The sequence below is a fragment of the Pantoea sp. App145 genome, assembly GCF_047947045.1.
GTDB lineage: Bacteria > Pseudomonadota > Gammaproteobacteria > Enterobacterales > Enterobacteriaceae > Pantoea.
Genome location: NZ_CP133291.1, coordinates 508,340 through 528,836, shown reverse-complemented (window position 1 = coordinate 528,836; position 20,497 = coordinate 508,340). Strand labels below are relative to the sequence as shown.

20 protein-coding genes are annotated in these 20,497 nt (G+C 55.4%); 5 read left to right on the top strand and 15 right to left on the bottom strand.

The features are described 5' to 3' along the window. Positions 1-51 precede the first annotated feature (51 nt). The 7 genes from RCF31_RS22200 to RCF31_RS22170 form a co-directional block, all read right to left on the bottom strand. The gene (locus RCF31_RS22200) at positions 52-903 is read right to left on the bottom strand and encodes an aldo/keto reductase (protein WP_416413425.1); all 852 of its coding nucleotides are present in this window, start codon (positions 901-903) and stop codon (positions 52-54) included. 131 nt (positions 904-1,034) lie between these two features. Further along, the gene (locus RCF31_RS22195; protein WP_416413424.1) at positions 1,035-2,306 is read right to left on the bottom strand and encodes an alanine racemase; all 1,272 of its coding nucleotides are present in this window, start codon (positions 2,304-2,306) and stop codon (positions 1,035-1,037) included. An 11-nt stretch (positions 2,307-2,317) separates the two neighbouring features. Beyond that, complete coding sequence (locus RCF31_RS22190; RefSeq protein ID WP_416413423.1) at positions 2,318-3,055, bottom strand: amino acid ABC transporter ATP-binding protein; 738 nt, start codon at positions 3,053-3,055, stop codon at positions 2,318-2,320. Then, positions 3,052-3,696 (bottom strand): amino acid ABC transporter permease, encoded by a 645-nt coding sequence (locus RCF31_RS22185; RefSeq protein ID WP_299450399.1) that lies wholly within the window; start codon positions 3,694-3,696, stop codon positions 3,052-3,054. The genes RCF31_RS22190 and RCF31_RS22185 overlap by 4 nt, the downstream gene beginning before the upstream one ends. Next, positions 3,693-4,430, bottom strand: coding sequence for an amino acid ABC transporter permease (locus RCF31_RS22180; RefSeq protein WP_416413422.1), 738 nt, complete (start codon positions 4,428-4,430; stop codon positions 3,693-3,695). The genes RCF31_RS22185 and RCF31_RS22180 overlap by 4 nt, the downstream gene beginning before the upstream one ends. Positions 4,431-4,479: 49 nt before the next feature. Further along, complete coding sequence (locus RCF31_RS22175; RefSeq protein ID WP_084881162.1) at positions 4,480-5,316, bottom strand: transporter substrate-binding domain-containing protein; 837 nt, start codon at positions 5,314-5,316, stop codon at positions 4,480-4,482. A 112-nt stretch (positions 5,317-5,428) separates the two neighbouring features. Then, the gene (locus RCF31_RS22170; RefSeq protein ID WP_299450392.1) at positions 5,429-5,821 is read right to left on the bottom strand and encodes a RidA family protein; all 393 of its coding nucleotides are present in this window, start codon (positions 5,819-5,821) and stop codon (positions 5,429-5,431) included. A gap of 394 nt (positions 5,822-6,215) precedes the next feature. Between RCF31_RS22170 and RCF31_RS22165 the strand changes: the two genes are divergently transcribed. Together RCF31_RS22165 and RCF31_RS22160 are read left to right on the top strand one after the other, a co-directional pair. Then, on the top strand, positions 6,216-6,968 hold the full coding sequence (locus RCF31_RS22165) for an IclR family transcriptional regulator (RefSeq protein ID WP_084881160.1): 753 nt from the start codon (positions 6,216-6,218) through the stop codon (positions 6,966-6,968). 122 nt (positions 6,969-7,090) lie between these two features. Further along, positions 7,091-8,197, top strand: a complete 1,107-nt coding sequence (locus RCF31_RS22160) for an ABC transporter substrate-binding protein (protein WP_416413421.1) — start codon at positions 7,091-7,093, stop codon at positions 8,195-8,197. Positions 8,198-8,247: 50 nt separating this feature from the next. Here RCF31_RS22160 and RCF31_RS22155 read toward each other — a convergent pair whose 3' ends face one another. Beyond that, positions 8,248-9,111 carry a DMT family transporter gene (locus tag RCF31_RS22155; RefSeq protein ID WP_416413420.1) on the bottom strand — a complete coding sequence of 288 codons (864 nt, stop codon included), beginning with the start codon at positions 9,109-9,111 and terminating at the stop codon, positions 8,248-8,250. A 120-nt stretch (positions 9,112-9,231) separates the two neighbouring features. Here RCF31_RS22155 and RCF31_RS22150 point away from each other — a divergent pair, with 120 nt between their 5' ends. Continuing rightward, complete coding sequence (locus RCF31_RS22150) at positions 9,232-10,662, top strand: PLP-dependent aminotransferase family protein (RefSeq protein WP_416413419.1); 1,431 nt, start codon at positions 9,232-9,234, stop codon at positions 10,660-10,662. Here RCF31_RS22150 and RCF31_RS22145 read toward each other — a convergent pair. From RCF31_RS22145 to RCF31_RS22125, 5 genes are all read right to left on the bottom strand, one after another. Then, positions 10,649-11,746 carry an NADH:flavin oxidoreductase/NADH oxidase gene (locus RCF31_RS22145; RefSeq protein WP_416413418.1) on the bottom strand — a complete coding sequence of 366 codons (1,098 nt, stop codon included), beginning with the start codon at positions 11,744-11,746 and terminating at the stop codon, positions 10,649-10,651. The genes RCF31_RS22150 and RCF31_RS22145 overlap by 14 nt on opposite strands. Positions 11,747-11,829: 83 nt before the next feature. Further along, positions 11,830-12,582, bottom strand: coding sequence for a DNA-binding transcriptional regulator YciT (locus RCF31_RS22140; protein ID WP_084881156.1), 753 nt, complete (start codon positions 12,580-12,582; stop codon positions 11,830-11,832). 94 nt (positions 12,583-12,676) lie between these two features. Further along, positions 12,677-13,939 (bottom strand): DUF1479 domain-containing protein, encoded by a 1,263-nt coding sequence (locus RCF31_RS22135; protein WP_416413417.1) that lies wholly within the window; start codon positions 13,937-13,939, stop codon positions 12,677-12,679. 195 nt (positions 13,940-14,134) lie between these two features. Next, on the bottom strand, positions 14,135-15,532 hold the full coding sequence (locus RCF31_RS22130) for a YfcC family protein (RefSeq protein WP_416413416.1): 1,398 nt from the start codon (positions 15,530-15,532) through the stop codon (positions 14,135-14,137). Then, positions 15,529-16,674 (bottom strand): M20 family metallopeptidase, encoded by a 1,146-nt coding sequence (locus RCF31_RS22125; protein WP_416413415.1) that lies wholly within the window; start codon positions 16,672-16,674, stop codon positions 15,529-15,531. The genes RCF31_RS22130 and RCF31_RS22125 overlap by 4 nt, the downstream gene beginning before the upstream one ends. Positions 16,675-16,786: 112 nt before the next feature. Between RCF31_RS22125 and RCF31_RS22120 the strand changes: the two genes are divergently transcribed. Beyond that, positions 16,787-17,731 carry a LysR family transcriptional regulator gene (locus RCF31_RS22120; RefSeq protein WP_416413414.1) on the top strand — a complete coding sequence of 315 codons (945 nt, stop codon included), beginning with the start codon at positions 16,787-16,789 and terminating at the stop codon, positions 17,729-17,731. Here the strand turns inward: RCF31_RS22120 and RCF31_RS22115 are convergent. After that, positions 17,697-18,755, bottom strand: a complete 1,059-nt coding sequence (locus RCF31_RS22115; protein WP_416413413.1) for an SDR family oxidoreductase — start codon at positions 18,753-18,755, stop codon at positions 17,697-17,699. The two genes, RCF31_RS22120 and RCF31_RS22115, sit on opposite strands and share 35 nt — an antisense overlap. A 98-nt stretch (positions 18,756-18,853) precedes the next feature. On the opposite strand from RCF31_RS22115, the gene RCF31_RS22110 reads away from it, so the two are divergent. Continuing rightward, positions 18,854-19,753: a LysR substrate-binding domain-containing protein gene (locus RCF31_RS22110; protein WP_416413412.1), complete on the top strand. Its 900-nt coding sequence runs from the start codon at positions 18,854-18,856 to the stop codon at positions 19,751-19,753. Here RCF31_RS22110 and RCF31_RS22105 read toward each other — a convergent pair. After that, the gene (locus RCF31_RS22105; protein WP_416413411.1) at positions 19,713-20,408 is read right to left on the bottom strand and encodes an O-methyltransferase; all 696 of its coding nucleotides are present in this window, start codon (positions 20,406-20,408) and stop codon (positions 19,713-19,715) included. The genes RCF31_RS22110 and RCF31_RS22105 overlap by 41 nt on opposite strands. Between the last annotated feature and the right edge of the window lie 89 nt (positions 20,409-20,497).

Below are 20,497 nucleotides of genomic sequence, written 5' to 3'. Positions count from 1 at the left end.
CTCAGATATAAGTTCATTAACTATAATGAGGCGAACCTCTGGCCACCCGGCTTAAATATCCAGCTTGTGTTTGGTGATCGCCTCAACGCGAGCGGGGTCGCGGTGCGAGAAGAAGGCGCTGGTGCCGCTATCCATCGCGGTGATTAACAACATCTCTTCCGCATTGAGCGCGAAATCTTCGATGGAAAAGTTTTCCTGCATCCGTTGTTTGCGCACGGATTTAGCCAGCGACACCACGCCGCGTTGCCATAACCAGCGCAAAATCACTTGCCCGACCGATTTGCCATAACGCTTACCGATATCGGTGAGCAGGGGATTTTCGAACAGGTTATTACGTCCCTCAGCGAAAGGTGCCCATGCCTGCGGTTGAATCTGGCGGCTTTGCATCCACGCAACAGGATGCAGCTGCTGGTGGAAGGGGTTGACCTCAATCTGATTCACTGCCGGAACGATACGGTTGTAGGCGATCAGGTCTGCCAGTCGGTCCGGGTGGAAATTGCTCACGCCGATGGCGCGGATTTTGCCCTGCTCCGATAATTCTTCCATCGCGCGCCAGGCACCATGCACATCGCCATACGGCTGGTGGATTAGATACAAATCCACGTAATCAAGCTGGAGGCGGTTAAGAGAACGTTCGAACTGGGCTTTAGCCCCTTCGTAGCTGGTGTCCTGCAACCACAGCTTGGTGGTGATAAACAGTTCTTCACGTTTGATCCCACTTCGGCGGATAGCGTTTCCGACCTGGGTTTCATTCAGATAGGCCGCTGCGGTGTCGATGAGACGATAGCCGACCTCAATGGCATCCAGCACTGATTTTTCACACTCTGCCGGGTCGGTAATCTGGTAAACGCCGAATCCCAGCATCGGCATACTGACGCCGTTATTTAACAGGACGCTTTGCATTTTTATCTTTCCTGTGACGATGGAGAACTAAAAAGCATAGCGCCTGGTGGGCGGTGGAATGGACTTTTTTCGGTCGTTAGCCCCTATAAATGGCGTTCATAAATCAAGGGCCGCCATTGGCGACATATGACTCAGAATGCTGTTTCCAGTGAATCTGTGACGCAATAATCATCATCCACCAGCGGCAGATAGCGCCATTTATCGAAAGCGGTGCAGGGATGCGAAATCCCACAACCAACCCAGTCACCCACCTTTAATTCGTCTGCTTCCGGCAGCAGCAAATACGCATGTTGATCGTTCACTTCGCTGATACGCATCGCGCCAGCCGCACGAGGTGTACTGCCATCGGCATCACGTACCCACATCGGGTTCGGCAAATCCTGATCGAACGGCACATCGCGGCGGCCGAAATCCACAAATGCCAGTCCCGGCTCCGGGCGTGATAACACACGACCCCAGATCTCCAGCGCGGCATTAAAGTGATGCGTGGCACCCGGTTGCGAGAAGGGATTGATACGCGCATATAACCCGTTATCGTGCGCCATATAAGCACCGGAACGAATCAGCGGGGTAACGGGGAATGGCAGCTGCGCTTCGGTAAAACAGGCGGTGACTACATCAAACCAGGCTCCGCCACCGGCGCTGAGAATAATGTGGTCGCTCGCGAACAGCTGTTTTTCCGCCAGCCGTGCGGCAGTGGCGATCAGCATCTGACAATAGTCATGTACCCGGGCGATACCGGCGCTATCGCGACCCGCCCCCAATGCGCCCTCATAGCCTGCGACACCCACCAATTGCAGGGCAGGGCTGGCAGCGATTGCTGTCGCAATCTCCAGCGCAGTGGCCTGGGTACGGCAACCGGTGCGCCCGCCACTGACCGACATCTCCAGCAGTACCGCAATCTGGCTGTCACCGAGGTGCTGTTCCAGCAAGCGTACTCCCTGTAGTGAATCTACGTAGCAGAGAAAACCGTGGTCGGGATGCTGTTTTTGCCATTCACCAATCCAGCGGATACCGGCAGGATCGACCAGCTGATTGGCGAGAAAGACGTTGCGAATACCAAACTGACGCAGCGCGCGTACCTGTGCTGGGGTGGCGGCACTGAGTCCCCAGGCTCCCCCCTCGGTAATGGCGCGGCGCAGAATGGCGGGCGACATTGACGTTTTGCCATGTGCCGCCAGCATCACGCCCTGTTCACGGCAGAAATCAGCCAACTGGCGCAGGTTGTTTTCCAGCGCCGATTGCTTCATCAGCAGCAACGGTGAAAACACCTGTTCACTGCTGAGCACGGCGGTGCCAATCGGCAACGGCGCGTCACCCGCACCGGCGACCGATTTGAATCGCGGTGCGTGTTGTTGTGCATCCAGCTTGCCATCCGCTACCAGAGGAAATTGAATCGACATAACGCCCCCGATCAATGTTCAAGTACGCGTGCTAAAAACTGCTGCGTGCGCGGGTTTTGTGGATGGACGAAAATCTGCTCTGGCGATCCCTGTTCGGCAATCACGCCCTGGTCCATAAATACCACGCGGTCAGCCGTTTTGCGGGCAAAACCCATCTCGTGGGTCACCACCACCATGGTCATGCCTTCACGTGCCAGGCTGCGCATCACTTCCATCACCTCGCCCACTAACTCCGGGTCGAGAGCTGACGTGGCTTCATCAAAAAACATAATTTTAGGTTCAACCGCCAGCGCACGGGCAATTGCCACGCGTTGTTGCTGTCCACCGGACAGCTGCGCTGGATAGTGATGTGCGCGCTCAGCCAGACCGACGCGCGTCAGTGCCGCCATGCCGCGTTTATTGGCTTCCGCTGCGGAGAGTTTCTGCGCTTTGATCAACGCCAGCGTCACGTTACCCAGCGCCGTTTTATGCGGAAACAGATTGAACTGCTGGAACACCATGCCAACGTGACCACAGATTTCCCGGCTGCGTTTGCGATCGTGCAATGGCACCTGATTGACCCAGATCTCGCCACCGTCGGCAGTTTCCAGCCCGCTCATAATGCGCAGCACGGTACTTTTCCCCGAACCCGATGCACCAATCAACACCAGCACTTCGCCGGGCGAGACATCAAGGCTGATCTCTTTCAGTACCTGGGTGGCACCAAAGGATTTAGTAATACGGCTCAGCGTAATGGCGGATTTGCTCATGATAACTGGCTCCTGGTTTGATGATGTTGAACCCAACGGGAAAGTGGAAAGCACACAACGAAGTACAGCACGGCCACCAGGCCATACACCACTACCGGCTGGCCGATGCGGTCAACAATCGCCTGACCTTGATGCATCAGTTCCGACATGCCGATCATGCTGACAATTGAGGTGTCTTTAATCAGGGAAAGGTACTGGCCTACCAGTGGCGGTAGCACGATGCCGCGCGTCTGCGGCAGGACCACGCTAAGAAAGGTCTGGCGTTTCGACAGGCCGAGGATCCATGACACTTCCCATTGTCCTTTTGGCACGGCTTCGATCCCGGCACGAAAAACTTCGGCAATATACGCGCCCTGATAAATGCTCAGGCCGAGAATTCCGGCGGCAAACAGGTTAATTTCATAGCCGAAATACGCCACGCCAAAGTAAATAAACATCAGGGTGATCAGCACCGGTGTGCCACGGAACAGCTCGGTATACAGCACGGCAACCTGGCGCGCGACCGGTAATCGGCTGGTTCGCAGCACGGCCGCGAGCAGACCGAGTAAGGTGCTGCCAACAATCGCTGCCACCGACAGGAGCAGGGTGATACCCAGCCCTTTTAACAGCAGCGGTAAAGAACTGATGATCAGGTCGCTCATAGCGCGTTCTCCCGTTTCAGTGGGTTAGTCAGCCATTTTCTTGCCCACCACCAGGCGGACTTTTTTACCTGGGTCACCAGCGGCGGATGAAACATCCGTCGTCCTGCCAGATTGCCGAGCCAGGAAAACAGGTTGCTGAGCAGCAAATACACCACCGTCACTACGCTGAAAGTCTGGATATAGAGCAGGGTACGGGCGTTGATCACCGTTGCTGTGCCGGTCAGCTCTGGCAAGGCAATTGCCGATAGCAACGACGTGCCGAGTAGCAACTGAATCAGGTTATTGATAATCGCTGGCCATACAGCGCGCGCGGCCTGGGGCAGCACTACGCTGAGAAACACCTGACGACGCGGAATGCCCAGAATCCACGCCGCCTCCAGCTGTCCTTTCGGCACGGACTGAATCCCGGCGCGAAAAGTCTCCGACAGATACGCACCAACGTTGATACCCAGCGCCAGCACACCGGCGGTAAAGGCGCTCATGGTGATGCCGAGAGAGGGCAGCCCGAAAAAGATAATAAAGATTTGCAGCAGTACGGGCGTATTACGGATAAATTCAACATAACAGTGGCTTACCCAGCGCACCGGTGCCAGCGTCGAGGCTTTCGCCAGTGCTGCCAGCAGTCCCAGCGCCACGGCCAGCACAAAAGCCAGCAGGGTGACCTGGAGGGTCAGCCAGGCGGCGGCCAGAAAAGTTTCGCCATAATTCCACAGGGTTAACCATTGATAACTCATGGGCCTACTCCTTCTGACGGCGCAGCATGCAGCGCTGCGCCGCAGACAATCAGAATTGCGGGTTCAGCGGGTAACGCGGTTTGCTGCCAAACCATTTCTGGTACAGCGTGGCATTCTCACCGGAAGCATTGATTTCAAACAGGAATTCGTTCAGATAGTTGAGCCATACCTGATCGCCCTGTTTCACCCCAAAGGCGTTGTATTCCAGCGGTACCAGCGCTTCGTTGGTGACGGTCAGCGTCGGATCGAGTTTGGCCTGATACGCAAGGAAGTTGTTATCCTCGATCATCGCATCCGCCTGGCCCTGTTTCACGGCGAGAATCGCTGCCTGTGAAGAGTCGTATTCCTGAATTTTCACGTCGATACCCATGCTGCGTACTTCGTCACCGTTGGTTGAACCTTTGACGGTCGCGATGGTTTTACCGGCCATGTCGTGGGCGGATTTGATGCCACTCTCTTTGCGTACCAGCATCGCTTCACTCGCTACCACATACGGGTTAGTGAAACCGATCTCTTTGGCGCGTTCCAGATTGCGGGTGAAGTTGCAGAACACCACGTCCACTTTATTGGTTTGCAGGTTGGGGATGCGGTTGGCGCTGGTGGTATTGACCATTTCCAGCTTGACGCCCATCTCTTTCGCCAGCGCTTTGGCTAAATCGACGTCATAGCCATCGGGATTGCCGTCCTTATCGTAAAAGCCGAAAGGTGCGAAGCTCAGACAGTCACCGACGCGCAGGGTGCCGCGTTGTAATACGGTTTGCAGCGCGGATTGTGGTGCCGCACCCGCCTCTTTTTTCTCCTCGGTGGGGGTACAGCCAGCCACGGCCAGCATAACCAGCGCACCTGCGACCATTCTGGCGCTCATCTTCAACGAAATTGCATTCATTTTTTATGCTCTCTTATTTAATGGAGACAACATGAAAAAACATGACTTATTAACGACACACCCTGGTGTGGGCAAAAAATAAAAAATTCAGACTGTTGTTGGTGAGGTGATGTTATTTACGATCGGTACGAAAACATTTCATATCGACTTCAACTTTGCAGTCGACAACTAAATCCTGCACGCTACAAATACGCGCGGGAGGGTTCCCGCTAAATATCTCACTGAATACTTTATTAAATGAACTGAAGTAGCGGGCGTCAGTTAATACCGCAGTGACATGCACCACATCTTCCACCCGGTAACCGGCTTCCCGCATGATAGACAGGCAGTTTTCGAACGCCAGCCGGGTCTGTTCGATGATGCCGCCTTCCACCACTTCACCATCGCGCATCGGTGTCTGGCCGGAGATATACAGCCAGCCATCAGCTTCTACCGCCCGTGCGAACGGCAGTTTCTGGCCGCCGGTGCCGGTGCCACCCTCAATGCCATAACGCTTGATCGTCATGCAACTCTGCTCCTTTTTAATCAGGACAACTCCTTACTGAGTTGTCCGGTATATCAGACATGTATCTGCAATATCGGATAGGGCAAGATTTGCACAGGATTTTTGCTTTTGCAATATGTGTGGGTGGATTTAATTTTTTGTGATGTTGTCGCGATCGCAAAATAAAAAAATGAAGCTGAAGTTTTCTTAATCGGAATGTGACCTTTATCGTGGTTTTAAGAAATACAGCAAACGGCATACGCTAAAATGAGGCCCCAAAATAGAACAGAAAAATATAAAGACAGAAAATAAAATATTAATTAACAGGGATGGGTTAACGTCAGCGCTGGGTGTATGATGCTTTTCTTTTTGGCGCAGTTCAGCCACCGCATTATTGCCTGAGGAGAATTTGCTTATGCCGGATGAAAAGCCATCACGGGCGCGCGGCGTTGACCGGGTTATCGACATTTTTCGCCAGCTGCATATCGCCCGGCAGCCGATGGCGATGCGTGATTTGATCGATGCCACCGGCGCACCCCGTTCCAGCGTTTATGAGTTAGTCAGCCTGCTGAGTGAAGCGGGTCTGGTGGAACTGGATGCCGATGGCGCGGTTTTCTTTGGTCGGGAAATGCACTACTACGGTGCAGACTACATGGCGCATAACGATCTCATCCGCCGTGCTCATCAGTTAATGGTAGAAATCGTCGCGCGTCATGGCGAAACCGTGCAGCTCTGTATGCTGGAAGGGGATAAGTACACCGTGGTGTTGTCGGAAAGTAATGCGCATCCGTTCAAAATCACCTCGGACATCGGTGTGCGCGTGCCCATCACCTGGACAGCCACGGGACGTTTGCTGCTGAGTAACTGGTCCGATCGCGCGATTCTCGATCTGATCCCGGAAGAAGACTATCAGTTGGCGAATGGACAAATCCTCGATAAACAGGCGTTTTTGACTGACATCCACCGTGCCGGGCAGCTGGGGTATTGTCTGACAGAGGGCCTGTCGGAGAGTTTCACCTGTTGTATGGCCGCTCCGATTCGCTCGCGTAGCGGACAAGCGGTGGCGGCGATCTGCTTTATGGTGAGCCGTGATACCCCTGAGGAGCGTCGCCAGATGCTGTTGCAGGAACTGATCGTTTCCGGGCAAAGACTGTCTGATTTCACCTGAACTCCTTCGCGTTTTCTACACACTCCGACACAACTGATTGAAGTACAGTTTATTTTTTGTCTTTTAAAGTTGTGTTAAGGTTATTGATAATAATAACTATTCTTTTTATCACGGAGTTTGCGATGAAAACGCGCTTGTTACTGGCTATGGGGTTACTGGCTTCAACGGCGGCTTCGGCCACCACCTATCCAGTGAGCATTACTGATATGGATGGTCATACTCAGACCATCAACAAAGAACCGCAGCACATTATTTTGCAGGATGGTCGTGATGTCCTGACGCTGGCGTTACTGGACCGTGATGACCCATTCAAACGCGTGGTAGCCTGGAATAACCTGCCGAAAAAGCAAGACACCCAGACCTGGGACATGCTGAAAGGACGCTGGCCGGAAGCGACGAAAATCGTTGATATGGGGTTCAACGATCAGGGACAGGTCAATCTGGAAAGTGTACTGGCGCAAAAGCCAGATTTGATGATTGCGCAGCTGCGCGCCAAACCGGCGCTGAAGCAATCGGGTGTGCTGGATACGCTTAACAACCTGCATATTCCGGTGGTGTTCGTCGATTACGAACTGCACCCCGCTCAGAACACCGCGCCGTCTGTTACTCTGCTGGGTAAAGTGCTGAACCGCGAAGCGCAGGCCAAAGCCTATACTGATTTCTATCATCAGCATATGGAAAAGCTGACGCAGACGATTGATAAAATTAACAAGAAACCCACGGTATTTATCGAGCCGATTGCGGGTAACAGTGACAATTGCTGTTTTACTCACGGTCATAATGGCTGGGGTGGTCTGGTTGAAGCCGTGGGTGGCAAGAATATCGGTTCCGCGTTGCTGCCAGGTAGCTCTGGTTTTGTCGCACTGGAAAAAATTATCGCCATGAAGCCGGATGTCTACATCATGACCGGTTCAAAGCGTCCGAATACCAATGTGCTGCCGTTTGGTTACGGTGTGGATCCCAAAGATGTGGGTGTCACCTTCCAGAAACTGCTGAGCCGTACCGGTCTGTCGCAGATCGAACCGGTGAAACAGGGCCGTGTGTACGGGGTTTATCACCACTTCTATAACCATCCGTACAACATCATCGGTATGGAAATTCTGGCGAAAGATCTCTACCCACAGCAATTTAGCGATCTCAATCCGGTCGCTGATTTCCATACCATTATTAAAGATTTCACCACCTTCCCTGACGATGCGATCACGCTGAGTTACCCGGAAAATAAATAACCGACACGGATTGGTAACGGCGCGATAAATCGCGCCGTTACAGACGAGTCTCAACCCGCAAAGCGTTTAGCACCGAATACGCATACAAGGGTGGCGGACGCCACCATCAGCATGGCCCAGCTGACCGATTCGTGCAGCAGCAAGGCCGCCAGCGCAAATCCCATAAACGGTTGTATCAACTGCAATTGTCCTACCGCCGCAATGCCTCCCTTTGCCAACCCGTGATACCAGAAGATAAAGCCGATCAACATGCTGAAGATTGAGACGTAGGCGAACCCCAGCCAGGCAGACATCGCAATGTTGGCAAAGGTTACCGGACGAGTGAAAACGGCGATCGGTAACATAACCGGAACGGAAAGAATCAGCGCCCAGCTGATGACCTGCCAGCCACCGAGACGCCGCGAGAGTTTTGCCCCTTCAGCATATCCCAGCCCGCATAAGATGATGGCTCCGATCATCAGGCTATCACCCGTCATCATGGTGCTCGCCGTGCCGCTCAGTGCATAACCGGAGATGATGATTCCGCCTGTCAGTGAAAATAACCAGAACAGCGGGCGGGGCCGTTCACCACCGCGCAGCACCGCAAAAATTGCCGTGGACATCGGCAGCAAGCCAAGGAACACAATCGAACGCGCTGATGAAATATGCTGCACAGCCAGGCCGGTGAGCAGTGGAAAGCCCACAACGACGCCCAGTGCGGTAATCGCCAGTGCCGGAATATCGCCATGGGCAGGGCATCTCTGGCGCAGCGCCAGTAATAATAAGCTCCCCAGCAGGGCGGCAATGGTGGCACGCGCGCAGGTGAGAAACAGCGGGTTAAAACCGGTGATGGCGGCACGGGTGGCGGGCAGCGAACCGGCAAAAATCATCACACCAATAAAACCACTGACCCAGCCATTTAATACAATTTTCATCATCGTCTCCTTACTGAATGTTGCGCAGTAAACCACTGACAACGACGGTCAGGCCAGATACAATCCAGTACGATTTCAAAGAACTGTACTGGTCATCAGGGCAGTACAGCAGGGGACGATATGGCAACCCGCATCGAACAATTGATGGATGATATTCGTCAGCAGATCGCGTCCAGGGCGCTGACGCCGGGCAGTCGCTTGCCTTCGGTGCGTGCCAGAGCGCAGTCGGCAGGCGTGTCCGTTTCCACTGTGGTGGAGGCATATGATCGGCTGGAAGCGGAAAATATCATTGTCTCGCGTCCGGGGGCGGGCTTCTTTGTTTCCGGGCCGATTGCGCCGCTGGATCTTGCGCAGCTCGGGCCGCAGTTGGAGCGCGACATCGATCCGTTGTGGATTACCCGGCAGGCACTTGAAGCGACGTCGGACATGCTGAAACCCGGCTGTGGCTGGCTGCCACCCGACTGGATGTATGAAGAGGGAATTCGCCGCGCGTTACGCAAAGCGGCGCGTAGCGAAAGCGCCTTGCTGGCCGATTACGCCACACCCGCAGGCAACCCGGAATTGCGACAACTGCTGACCCGACGTCTGGCGGGCTATGGCATGTCGGTGAAACCTGAACAACTGTTGCTGGCGGATTCCGGCACCCATGCCATCGATCTGATCTGCCGCTTTTTCCTCGAACCGGGCGATAGCGTGCTGGTGGATGATCCCTGTTATTTCAACTTCCATGCGCTGCTCAGAGCGCAGCGGGTTAACGTGATTGGCGTGCCCTGGACGGCACAGGGGCCGGACCTCGATGCGTTCCAGCAGGCACTGACACTGCACGCTCCGCGTCTGTATATCACCAATTCCGGCATCCACAATCCGACCGGTGCCACGCTTTCCCCGACGACGGCACATCGGCTACTGAAAATGGCCGAAGATTCGGATCTGGTGATTGTCGAGGACGATATTTTCGCTGATCTGGAAAGCAGCACGGCACCGCGTCTGGCCGCGCTCGATGGCCTGTCGCGGGTCATGCTGATCGGCAGCTTCTCTAAGACGGTCTCCGCATCGGTACGTTGTGGCTTTATTGCCGCTAAACCCGCGTGGGTGGATAAACTCACCGATCTTAAAATCGCCACTGGCTTTAGCAGCGGTCAGCTGGCGGCCGATGTGCTGTTGAATATTTTGAAGGACAGTGGCTATCGACGGCATATCGAGGCAATTAAGCAGCGTCTGGCGGATAATCGGGCAGAGGTCATCTCACGGCTCGGGCAGTTGGGCATCCGGCCGTGGCTGGTGCCGCAAAGCGGGTTATTTCTCTGGTGTGAACTGCCGGAAGGGATGAATGCTGCGGACGTCTCGCGCGCCTGTTTGTCTCAGGGGGTGGTACTGGCCCCCGGCAACACCTTTAGCCAGTCCGGCACTTGCGATCGGTTTTTGCGCTTTAATGTGTCGCAGTCAAATGACGAACGCATTTATACCGTTCTGAAGAAAGTCATGAGTAGCAGCGCGATAAATCGCGCTGCTACGTATGGGCGCAGGAACGTTAACGTTATCGGGACTTAATACTGCCCTTAACCCCGTGCGGTTCAGAGCGCAGATACTGTGGCGGCACATGGACACTGGCTCCCAATTCGGCTGCGGCATGCCAGGGCCAGCGTGGGTCGTAGAGGATACCTCGCGCCAGCGCCACCAAATCGGCATCGCCTTCCTGCAACAGGTCTTCGGCCATGCGCGCTTCGGTAATCAGCCCCACCGCGATGACCGGCATGCGGGTGATTTTGCGCAGCTCACGGGCGAAGGGCACCTGATAACCGGCTGATACGGTGATTTTCTGCTGTGCAGAAAGGCCACCGCTGGAGACATGAACATAGGCCGAGCCCAGCGCTTCGATTTTCTGACAGAACTCAGCAGACTGCGCCACATCCCAGCCGCCTTCAACCCAGTCAGTCGCGGAAATTCGCACGCCCACCGCGACATGCTCCGGCACGGCAGCGCGTACCGCTGCTAACACTTCAAGCGGGAAGCGCATACGGTTTTCCAGGCTGCCGCCATACTCATCATCACGCTGGTTGGCAAGCGGTGACAGGAACTGATGCAGCAGATAGCCATGGGCGGCATGCAGCTCGATCAATTCAAAACCAATACGCACCGCGCGTTGTGCGCTGGCAACAAAAGCGAGTTTGATACGTTCGAGGTCTGCATGGGTCAGCGCGGTGGGTGGGCGCTCACCTTCATGCATCGGGATAGCGGAGGGCGCAACGGTCTGCCAGCCTTGCTGCTCCAGCGGAATCTGTGTGCCGCCTTGCCATGGGGCGAAGGTAGACGCTTTGCGTCCGGCATGGCCCAGCTGAATGCCGAGACGAATATCTGCATACTGGCGAATATCGTTAACCACGGTTTGCAGGGCGTGCTCCGTGGTGTCATCCCACAGGCCGAGATCCTGGGGCGAAATACGGCCTTCCGGTTCTACCGCCGTAGCTTCGATGATCAACAACCCTGCGCCGGAGAATGCCAGCTGGCCTAAATGGATACGGTGCCATGCCGTGGCGCATCCCTGTTGTGCCGAATACTGGCACATCGGGGCAATCACGATGCGGTTATCTAACTGAAGCGCACCCAGTTTGATTGGGCTAAACAATTTGCTCATGGGTTTATCCTGGTTTCATGCCAAAGGAAGACATCATGCGCTTATCAGCGTAACCGGCAACGATCAATTTGTGCGTTATAACGTTACTTAGGCTGGGCGACCAGCTCTAACCGCACCCCGGTTTCCGTCAGTTGCTCGCGTGCAGTGGCGGGAATGCCGTCATCGGTAATCACGGCATCAAACGGGTGTTCCGGTGCGCTGGGATAGGGATGGATCACGCCAAATTTGGAGGAGTCGGTCACGGCGATGGTGTAAGTCTGTTTGGCCATTACCGCATTGATCACATCGCATCGCATCATATCCCGACCGGTAAAACCGGTATCCGGGTGCCAGCCATCGACGCCGAGAAAGGCTTTATGGAAATTGATGTGCTGCAGGCAGAAGCGGGTCAGCGATCCCACCATCGATTCACTGCTTTTCTGGTACTGACCCCCGAGGATAATCACTTCACACTGCGAATCCCGCAGCAGTTGGGCGATGTAGTGGCTCACGGTGATGATGGTCAGATCTTTGCGGCTGGCAAGGCAACGCGCCAGCAACGCGTTGGTGCTGCCGCCCTCAATGAAAATGGCTTCGCCATCATTAACCAGCGACGCAGCGTGTTCGGCAATCGCCTGCTTGATTTTATAGCGGGTACGCATGCGCGAACCGACATCATCGCTGTCGGGGGCCACGGCTGAGCCATGCACGCGGCGCAGGAAATTTTCGCGCTCCAGTGCGTTGAGGTCCTGGCGGATGGTCACTTCGGAAACGCCGGTCAACTGCGAAAGCTCGCTCACGCTCACGCTGCCGCGCTCGTTCACCAGCTGGATGATCTGTTCGTGTCGGGTATTCATAGCGTTTTTAGGTGGCACGGTTAGGGTAAACCTCGCCAGTCTAGCAGAAAGCAGTGCGCCCGGTGGCGAACGATGGACCACCGGGCAGATTTCATCAGGCAAGCCCCAGGCTACGTTTGCCAATGGCATTCAGATCCGCAGTGGTGAAGCGATCCTGCCAGTCACGCTCATAATCTTCACGCGGGAAGTCAGGGGGAGAGATGCCGAAATCCAGCGCATTGGCGACTTTTTCCGCGTAACGCAGATTTTTGTCACATAACGGGGCTGCGGGAATATACATCACATTGCCCCAGCCCTGTTGTGATTCAACGGGAGCGACGGAATGGATCACATCGCAATGCCACCACACCGAGTCACCTGCCTGCAACGGCGGAATGGAAGATAAACCAGCGATCAGATCCGGGTGCCATTGCTGCGAAATCGGCAGTACTTTGCCGGGTGCCACACCACAGAGTTCATCTTCCGGCACATCACTGAGCAACGGGCGCAACAGCACATACGCCATGGCTTCAGGCACCGGCACCACATGCAACAAGCCCTGGCCCGCTTCCATATCTGAAAGCGCGGTCCAGCCCTGGAATGTGCGGAAAGCCGAACATTTAGTGGTATTGGCGACATCATATTCATCCACTTCGGTACGGTGCGCGGCATCCCAGGGGGCGTAGTCAGCAAACTGGTTATTGAAGATGTTGCGGAATACCTGCTGATAAGCGGGCAACAACCAGCGTTCCAGTGCACCGGAATCAGTATGCGCGCCCAGCCCTTTCGAGGTGGTACCCGGCAGGCGGCGACGGATACGGTCGGGATAGATAATGCTGACGTCAGGATCGAACCAGGTCACACCACCGCTATTAAATTTCCATAACCGATTCAGGAAGGACTGCGTCAGGGAGATCCCTTCGCTCTGGCGAGCTTCCATCTGCGATTTGGACCAGTAGATGGGATAAATTTCTGGTCGCGAGGCTTCCAGACTGCCGAAGAAGGTATCGCCGGGGCCACGATAGATGTTGTCAAAATCATTCAGTTCAAGGTAATCCAGCATCGCTTTATCCCAGGCCAGGGCTTCGTCACGGGCGAAGTTTTGCTTCACCACCACGCAGCCGCGACGCTTAATAAAGTCGATTTGCTCCTGAGAGATATTTTTTTCCGCGATATCACGCCAGCTCACCACCGGCCAGGCTGTTCCCCGCTGTGCTTCATCTTCCTTTGCTTCGGCAATGGCCTGGGTGATTTTGGCTTTCACCTGAAGGAATAAGCCTTCAACGTCGCCAATTTGCGCTCTCAGCTGTTGTTTCAGCAGCCGGATTTTTGCTTTGTGATCGTCAGGTAGGGTCACTGAGGTAAAAGAGGTGTTCATAGCAACTCCTGGTCGGTTCGGTGTGTTTCGAATGAATCTTAATTAACTTTCATTCGTAATATTAAGCGGAAGTAACAAAAGCGCAACATCAAAATGTTGCGATCGCTCACAGATACCCAGGGGAAATTTTGCTCAAAAGAAAACGGCGCGAAAAATCGCGCCGTGTCAGGAGGTTGCGTTTACGTCGTTTCGGGCTTAGAAAGGCCCCCACTTAATCGACACGCCGATCAACAGCATCACCACGCAGATACTGAACCACACGGCGATCAGCGGCGCGATAAAACGCAGCCATTTACCGAAAGGAATACCGGCGGTCGCCAGCACTGCCATCAGTACGCCGGAGGTGGGGCTGATACAGTTCACAATGCCTTCACCCAGCAACACGGTTTGCACCGTGACCTGACGTGTCAGGCCCAGGTTATCGCCCAGCGGAGAAAAGATTGGGATCAGCACCGCCGATTCGCCAGAGCCGGATGAGATGCCAAAGTGAATCAACGCTGCGCTGATAAACATGCCAATCGCCGCGAGCTTTTGCGGCACCGGTGCCAGCAGGTCGGTGAGGAAGCCAACAATAGGATCGAGCACATGGCCCTGTTGCAGCACCAGCGACACTGCGCCCGCCAGGCCGACAATAAAGCCACCTTTCACCAGGCCAGAACAGCCGGAAAGGAAAGTATTGGCGATATCCGTCCCGGACATGCGGCCAATCAGCCCCACCACAATGGCCAGCAGGATAAACATGGCGGACATTTCATTGGTGCCCCAGTGCAGCCGCACGGCACCGCTGATGAAAATAATCAGCGCCAGGGCGCAGGTGATCAGAATCAGCTTATGGCGACCGGTGACGACAAGCGTTGCATCCTGTTCTTCAGCCTGTTGCGGGCGCAGATGACCTTCGCGACGCGCTTTACGTACCGACCAGATCAGGTAAGCAATGGCGCTCAGCGCAAACAACAGAAAGGTTATGCCGCGCAGCAGCATGCCGGAAAAAATCGGCAGCTGAGCCAGATGTTGCGTCAGGCCAGTGGTGGCCGGGCCTAATACCGAGACGTTAAACCCGGCAGCACAGGAGAGGTACACCAGCGATGCTCCAAGGATCGGCGACAGCCCCAGCGAACGCGCTACCAGCAGACCAATCGGCACGAAGGCCACGACCGCATTGATTACCGCGCCAGTGGTACCGAGAATGGCGAAAATTACACCAAAGATCAGGATGATGCGGGTATCACTCAGACTGGTACTGCGGGCCAGCGAGTTCAGCGCTGTTTTAATCGCCCCGGTGGATTCCACCACCGCCAGCACACCGCCGGTAAACAGAATCAAAAAGATAATCGGCGCGGCTTTTACCATGCCTTCAGCGATGGCGGTAAAAATCTCCAGCGGATAGACACCGGACTGTGGCACCGCATGCAGGCTGCCTTTCACCGCAAACTTAATCCCCTCACGGGTGACATAATCGAATGCGCCTGCCGGGATCAGCCAGGTGGCAACAGCGGCCACCACCAGCATAATAAACAGCAGCAGATACGGACTTTGCCCGACGGGGCGGGCGACAGGTGCCACTGCTGGCTTCGCGAGATTTACCTGGCTCATACCGCATCCCCTGCTGCACGGTTGCCAAGCACCATGCCTGCCACCAGTGCGGCACGCGGGACAATATTGGCAACGATGATGTGTTCATGGCGTGCGTGAATGCCCGCGCCGGTGGCACCGAGACCATCAAGGGTGGGCAGACCCAGCGCCGCCGTGAAGTTGCCGTCGCTGCCGCCGCCGACGGATTTACCCTCAACGGCAAATCCGAGCTGTTGTGCGATCTGCTGCGCGTGTTGCAGCATCTGCTGTGATGCCGGAGTCTGGCGCATCGGCGGACGGCCCTGTTCGCCCGTAACGGACAACACAATGCCCGGCAGCACCGGTTGCAGTTGGGTGATAGCATCATGGATGCGCTGGGCTTCGGCTTCACTGGTGACACGGGTATCAATGCCCAGTTCAGCATGGTCGGCTACCACATTGATCCGGCTACCGCCATTGGCGATGCCCACGTTGACCGTGGTCCCGCGTTCCGGTGCATTCAATGCATGGAGGAAGTGGATTTGATGCGCCATCTCCTGCACCGCACTGATGCCTTCTTCAGGATTGTTGCCGGCATGCGCCGCCTGGCCGGTAATCACCACGTCATAACGTCCGGTGCCTTTACGCGCAACTTTCAGGTCGTTGCTGCCTGCTACCGCGGGTTCCACCACCAGCACCTGCTGTGATCCTGCGGCGTTGCGGCCAATCCAGTCACTGGAGCTGGGGCTACCCACCTCTTCATCACTGTTGCACAGGAACACAATGCGCTGGCCGCTTAATAAACCCAGCTGTTGCAGGGCGCGCACCGCCCAGATGGCCTGTACCAGGCCCGCTTTCATATCCAGCACGCCAGGGCCGTAAAGTTTGCCATCCTCTTCGCGTAAGGCTAAATCACCGTGATCCCAGACCGTGTCGAAATGACCAATCAGGGTGGTTTGCGGCCCCTCGTTTCCGAGTGAAAAACGCAGATGATTGCCATATTCCGTCTGCTGATCCACCTGCGCATCAATGCCCAGGCGCTGCTGGAAAATGCTTTGCAGCACTTCGCCACAACGGTCCACCGCAGCCTTATCTAATGACGGTGATTCCGCCTGTACCAGCCGTTTGATATCACCCAGAATGTCATCAGCATGCTGTTGTAAGTAATTTTTTATGTTGTTCATTTATAGTTTCCTGCCTTAGTCCAGACGGCAGTATGCGCAGAAAACTCTGCGTATAAAAATGAGGTGGGAATGCTAGAATTGTTGCTCTGAGAGCAACAGATAGGAACAACTTATGACAACGGCCACTTATCCGGAGAAAGCGATAAGTTATTTATATGAAGTCGGGATGCATGGCGGGATACGGCGTGCCGCCGATGCGCTGGGCATCAACCCTTCGGTCGTCAGTCGTCAGTTATCATTGCTGGAACGTAGCCTGCAATTACCCTTGCTGGAACGACGTGGCCGTAATGTGGTGTTAACGGAAGCTGGTAAGTTACTGGCGGATGATTACGCGCAGACCAGCCAACGGCGCAAACTGCTGGAACGGCAGTTGCGCGATATGCGGCATATGCGCGGTGGCTCGGTGACATTGCGGGTGGGGCAGGGCATCGTGGAAGAGGTGGTCAACAACGTATTGAAGGAGTTTTCCGTCGCCTGGCCGGGTGTGTTTGTCGATATCAGCTCGGGTGATATGCAAAGCACCGTGGATCTGATCATGCGCGGCGAAGTGGATATGGCGGTCGGTTTTGGCACTGCCGGGCCGCCGGGACTGAAGTCCCACAGTTTTCGTCGTGGACCCATTTGCGCCATTGTGCGTCCGGACCATCCGATTGCCGGATATAGCAAAATCAGCATTGCTGAACTGACCCAGCACCGATTGATCACCATGAGTGAAAACTTTGGCCTGCAACGTTATCTCAGCGCCATCTTCAAAAGCGAAGGGCAGGTGCTGGCCCCCGCCTATTGTTGCAACCTGTTTTCCAGTGCGTTGTCGCTGTGTCAGGCCGGGTTGGGCATTGCGTTTATGACCGAGCAGGCCATCCCGCAAGTGTTACGCCAGCAGGAACTCAGGGCGATTCCCCTGGATCATCGTATTGCCCGCGAAAGCCAGAGCCATTTGTTGCGCAGTGCCGATCATCGTTTCACCCCGGCTGCCAGCTATCTCTGGCAGCTGCTGTGTAATTTCTTCTACGAATCAGAAGTTAAGGAATCAGCCTCGCCTGGCGAAATGCGCTGAACAGATCAAAAAACATCTGGTCAGTGGCGCGGTACTGACTGAAACCGGCACGACGTAATTTGCTGCCGTCGCCAAACATGTCGTAATCCCAGCCAAAAACGAAATCAGCGAAACGACCGTCGTTGAGTTGCAGGATATCCGCCTGCTGCAACGCGTGCTGTTGTGCCAGCGCCTGCCAGTGATCCCGGAAGTCGCGGAACAGCTGCTGGAACGACAACGCGACCGCCGGGGCACAGTCAAGTTCAAACCAGCGGGCAATGGCTGGCCAGAGTTCACTCCAGCGCCAGAGATCGCCGTTATTAACATTAAACGCCTGGTTGTGTGCCGCCGGGGCTTCGGCCGCCCAGACGCTGGCCGAAGCCAGTAAGCGGGCATCGGTATGATCCACCATACTTTGCCAGCTCAGTTCACACCCCGGAAACCGTAACGGCAACCCCGCTGCCTGACATAATGACGCGTAAACCGCGATGCTGAGTGCCAGATTCATCATATTACCCGGTACCGCGCTACCCACCACGCCTGGGCGCAGGGCACTCCAGTGCCAGTTTTTCCCCTGCTGGCATGCTGACAACCATGACAGCTGTGCTGCATTGAACTCCGCGCCTGGTACACCGGGATCGCTTTCACGCGCCGGGGTTTTAAAACGGCCAAGATGTGCACCATAAACCTTATAGCCCTGCATCAGGCTAACGTGTTGCAGTGGGGCATGCGCCTCAACGCCTTGTACCAGGTTGCGTAGCATCCGCACATTCGGTTCGACCATCGCTGACCAGTCCGCAGCATCGAGCCAGGCGCTATAAAAAATGTGGGTGACGTTAGTCAGCGGTGCCAGCGCCGCCGCACTCCCGGTGCTATCCAGCAGATCAACGCTGACATAGGGAATCGGTTGATTTTGTCGCGCCTGCTGACGCGTCAGTCCAATCACCTGCCACTGCTGCTCCAGCAGGGTGTTAACCAGCTGGCTGCCGACAATCCCGCTTGCCCCTGCCACCAGGGCCACCTTGTTGTGTGATGAATGATGCATTTGACCGTCTCCGCATGAGGTTGTGGCTGCATTCTCATCTATTATTTTTTGTGTTTATATCCCATCTATTCGATAGCACTTATCATGAAATTTAATAAATGAACAACAAACTCAATGCCATCATCACCTTTATCCGCGTCGCGGAAGCCGGTTCGTTCTCGGCAGCGGCGCGGCAGGCAGGTCTTAAACAATCGGCGATAAGTCAGCAAATCGCCGCATTAGAAGCGGAACTGGGTGTGGTGTTGCTTAGACGCACCACCCGCTCGATGACGCTGACCGAGGCGGGGAGGCAATATCTGCAGCAGATATTGCCGTTGATGGAGGCCATGGATGAGATTGAAACCCAGCTGCGCCCGGCACAGCAACAGTTGCAGGGAAATCTGCATATGCAGTTGCCCAGTGGGATCGGTCAGCTTTTCCTGCCTTATTTACTCAATTTCCAGCGGGAGCATCCGGGGATCAGGCTGGATATCGCGCTCGACGATCGCTTATCGGATGTGGTCGTTGAAGGGGTTGATGTCGCGCTGCGTCTGGCGGAACAGCCGCCGACAACCATGGCAGCGCGTTCACTGGCGCGGGTAGAAACGGTACTGGTGGCGGCTCCGGCATTTATCAGGGCCACGCCGGTTAATGATGTTACGCAGCTGACGGCGTTGCCACATGTGCGTTTCCGGGGGATCGCCAGAGATGCGCCGTTAACGCTAATCGGCAGCGAGGGGATATGTTCCCTGGCGGTGAATACCGTATTCAGGGCCAACACCAGCCAGGTGCTGATGCAGGCCATAGAAGCGGGTATTGGCATCGGGGGCCTGCAACTGCCGCTTAGCGCGGCGGCACTGGATTCGGGCAGGCTGGTGCACATCTTGCCAGACTATCGCCTGCCGGATCGCTATTTGTATGCCGTTTTTCCTGATGCGAGGTTTATCCCGCAGCGGGTCAGGGCGCTGGTGGAGTTCATTAACATTGCGCTGCAGACGATGTCGGGCTTCTCATTGTAAATACCGAGACTTCCACATCCTCACCAAACGGCAGGGAGAGGTAACCACTGTCGGCGGCCCGGACGCGGGCCAGATATTCCGGACTGTAATCAGCATTGTCGGCAATGATCAGCGCCCCGGGGCGCAACTGAGGTTCGACCAGGCGCAGAATTTCCGGGTAAAGCCCTTTTGCCCCATCCAGCAACAGCATATCGATCGATGCTGGCAAATCCGTCGCCAGCGTTTGCAACGCATCACCGGCGCGCAGTTCAATCAGGTCGCTGACGCCCGCATCGGCAAAATGATTGCGCGCCAGCGCGACTTTAGACAGCTCGAACTCGCTGGCGATGATTTTCCCGCCCCCGTTATCGCGCACTGCGGCCGCCAGATGCAGCGTCGAGATACCAAACGAGGTACCAAACTCCACGATATGCTGCGCCTTGCAGCTACGCGCTAGCATATATAGCAACCGTCCGGTTTCACGCGATACTGCCAGCGGCATATCCTTCAGTTGAGCATAAAGCTGGCGATATTCGGTTTTGCTTTGCATCAGGCGGATTTGCTCATCCCCCGAGAGCGCTGCGAGGCTGCTATTGCTGACTGGGGTGGTGTTTTCCGCCAGTTCAAACAGGTAAGCCAGCAGCGGCGCGAGTGGTGCAGAAGTTAAGGTATTCATCAGATTTTCCCATAGTAAGAGGTAGATTTCGTTGTGCGATAAGAATACGATGAATTCATCGCATTTCACTATTCGCGTTCGGGACAACG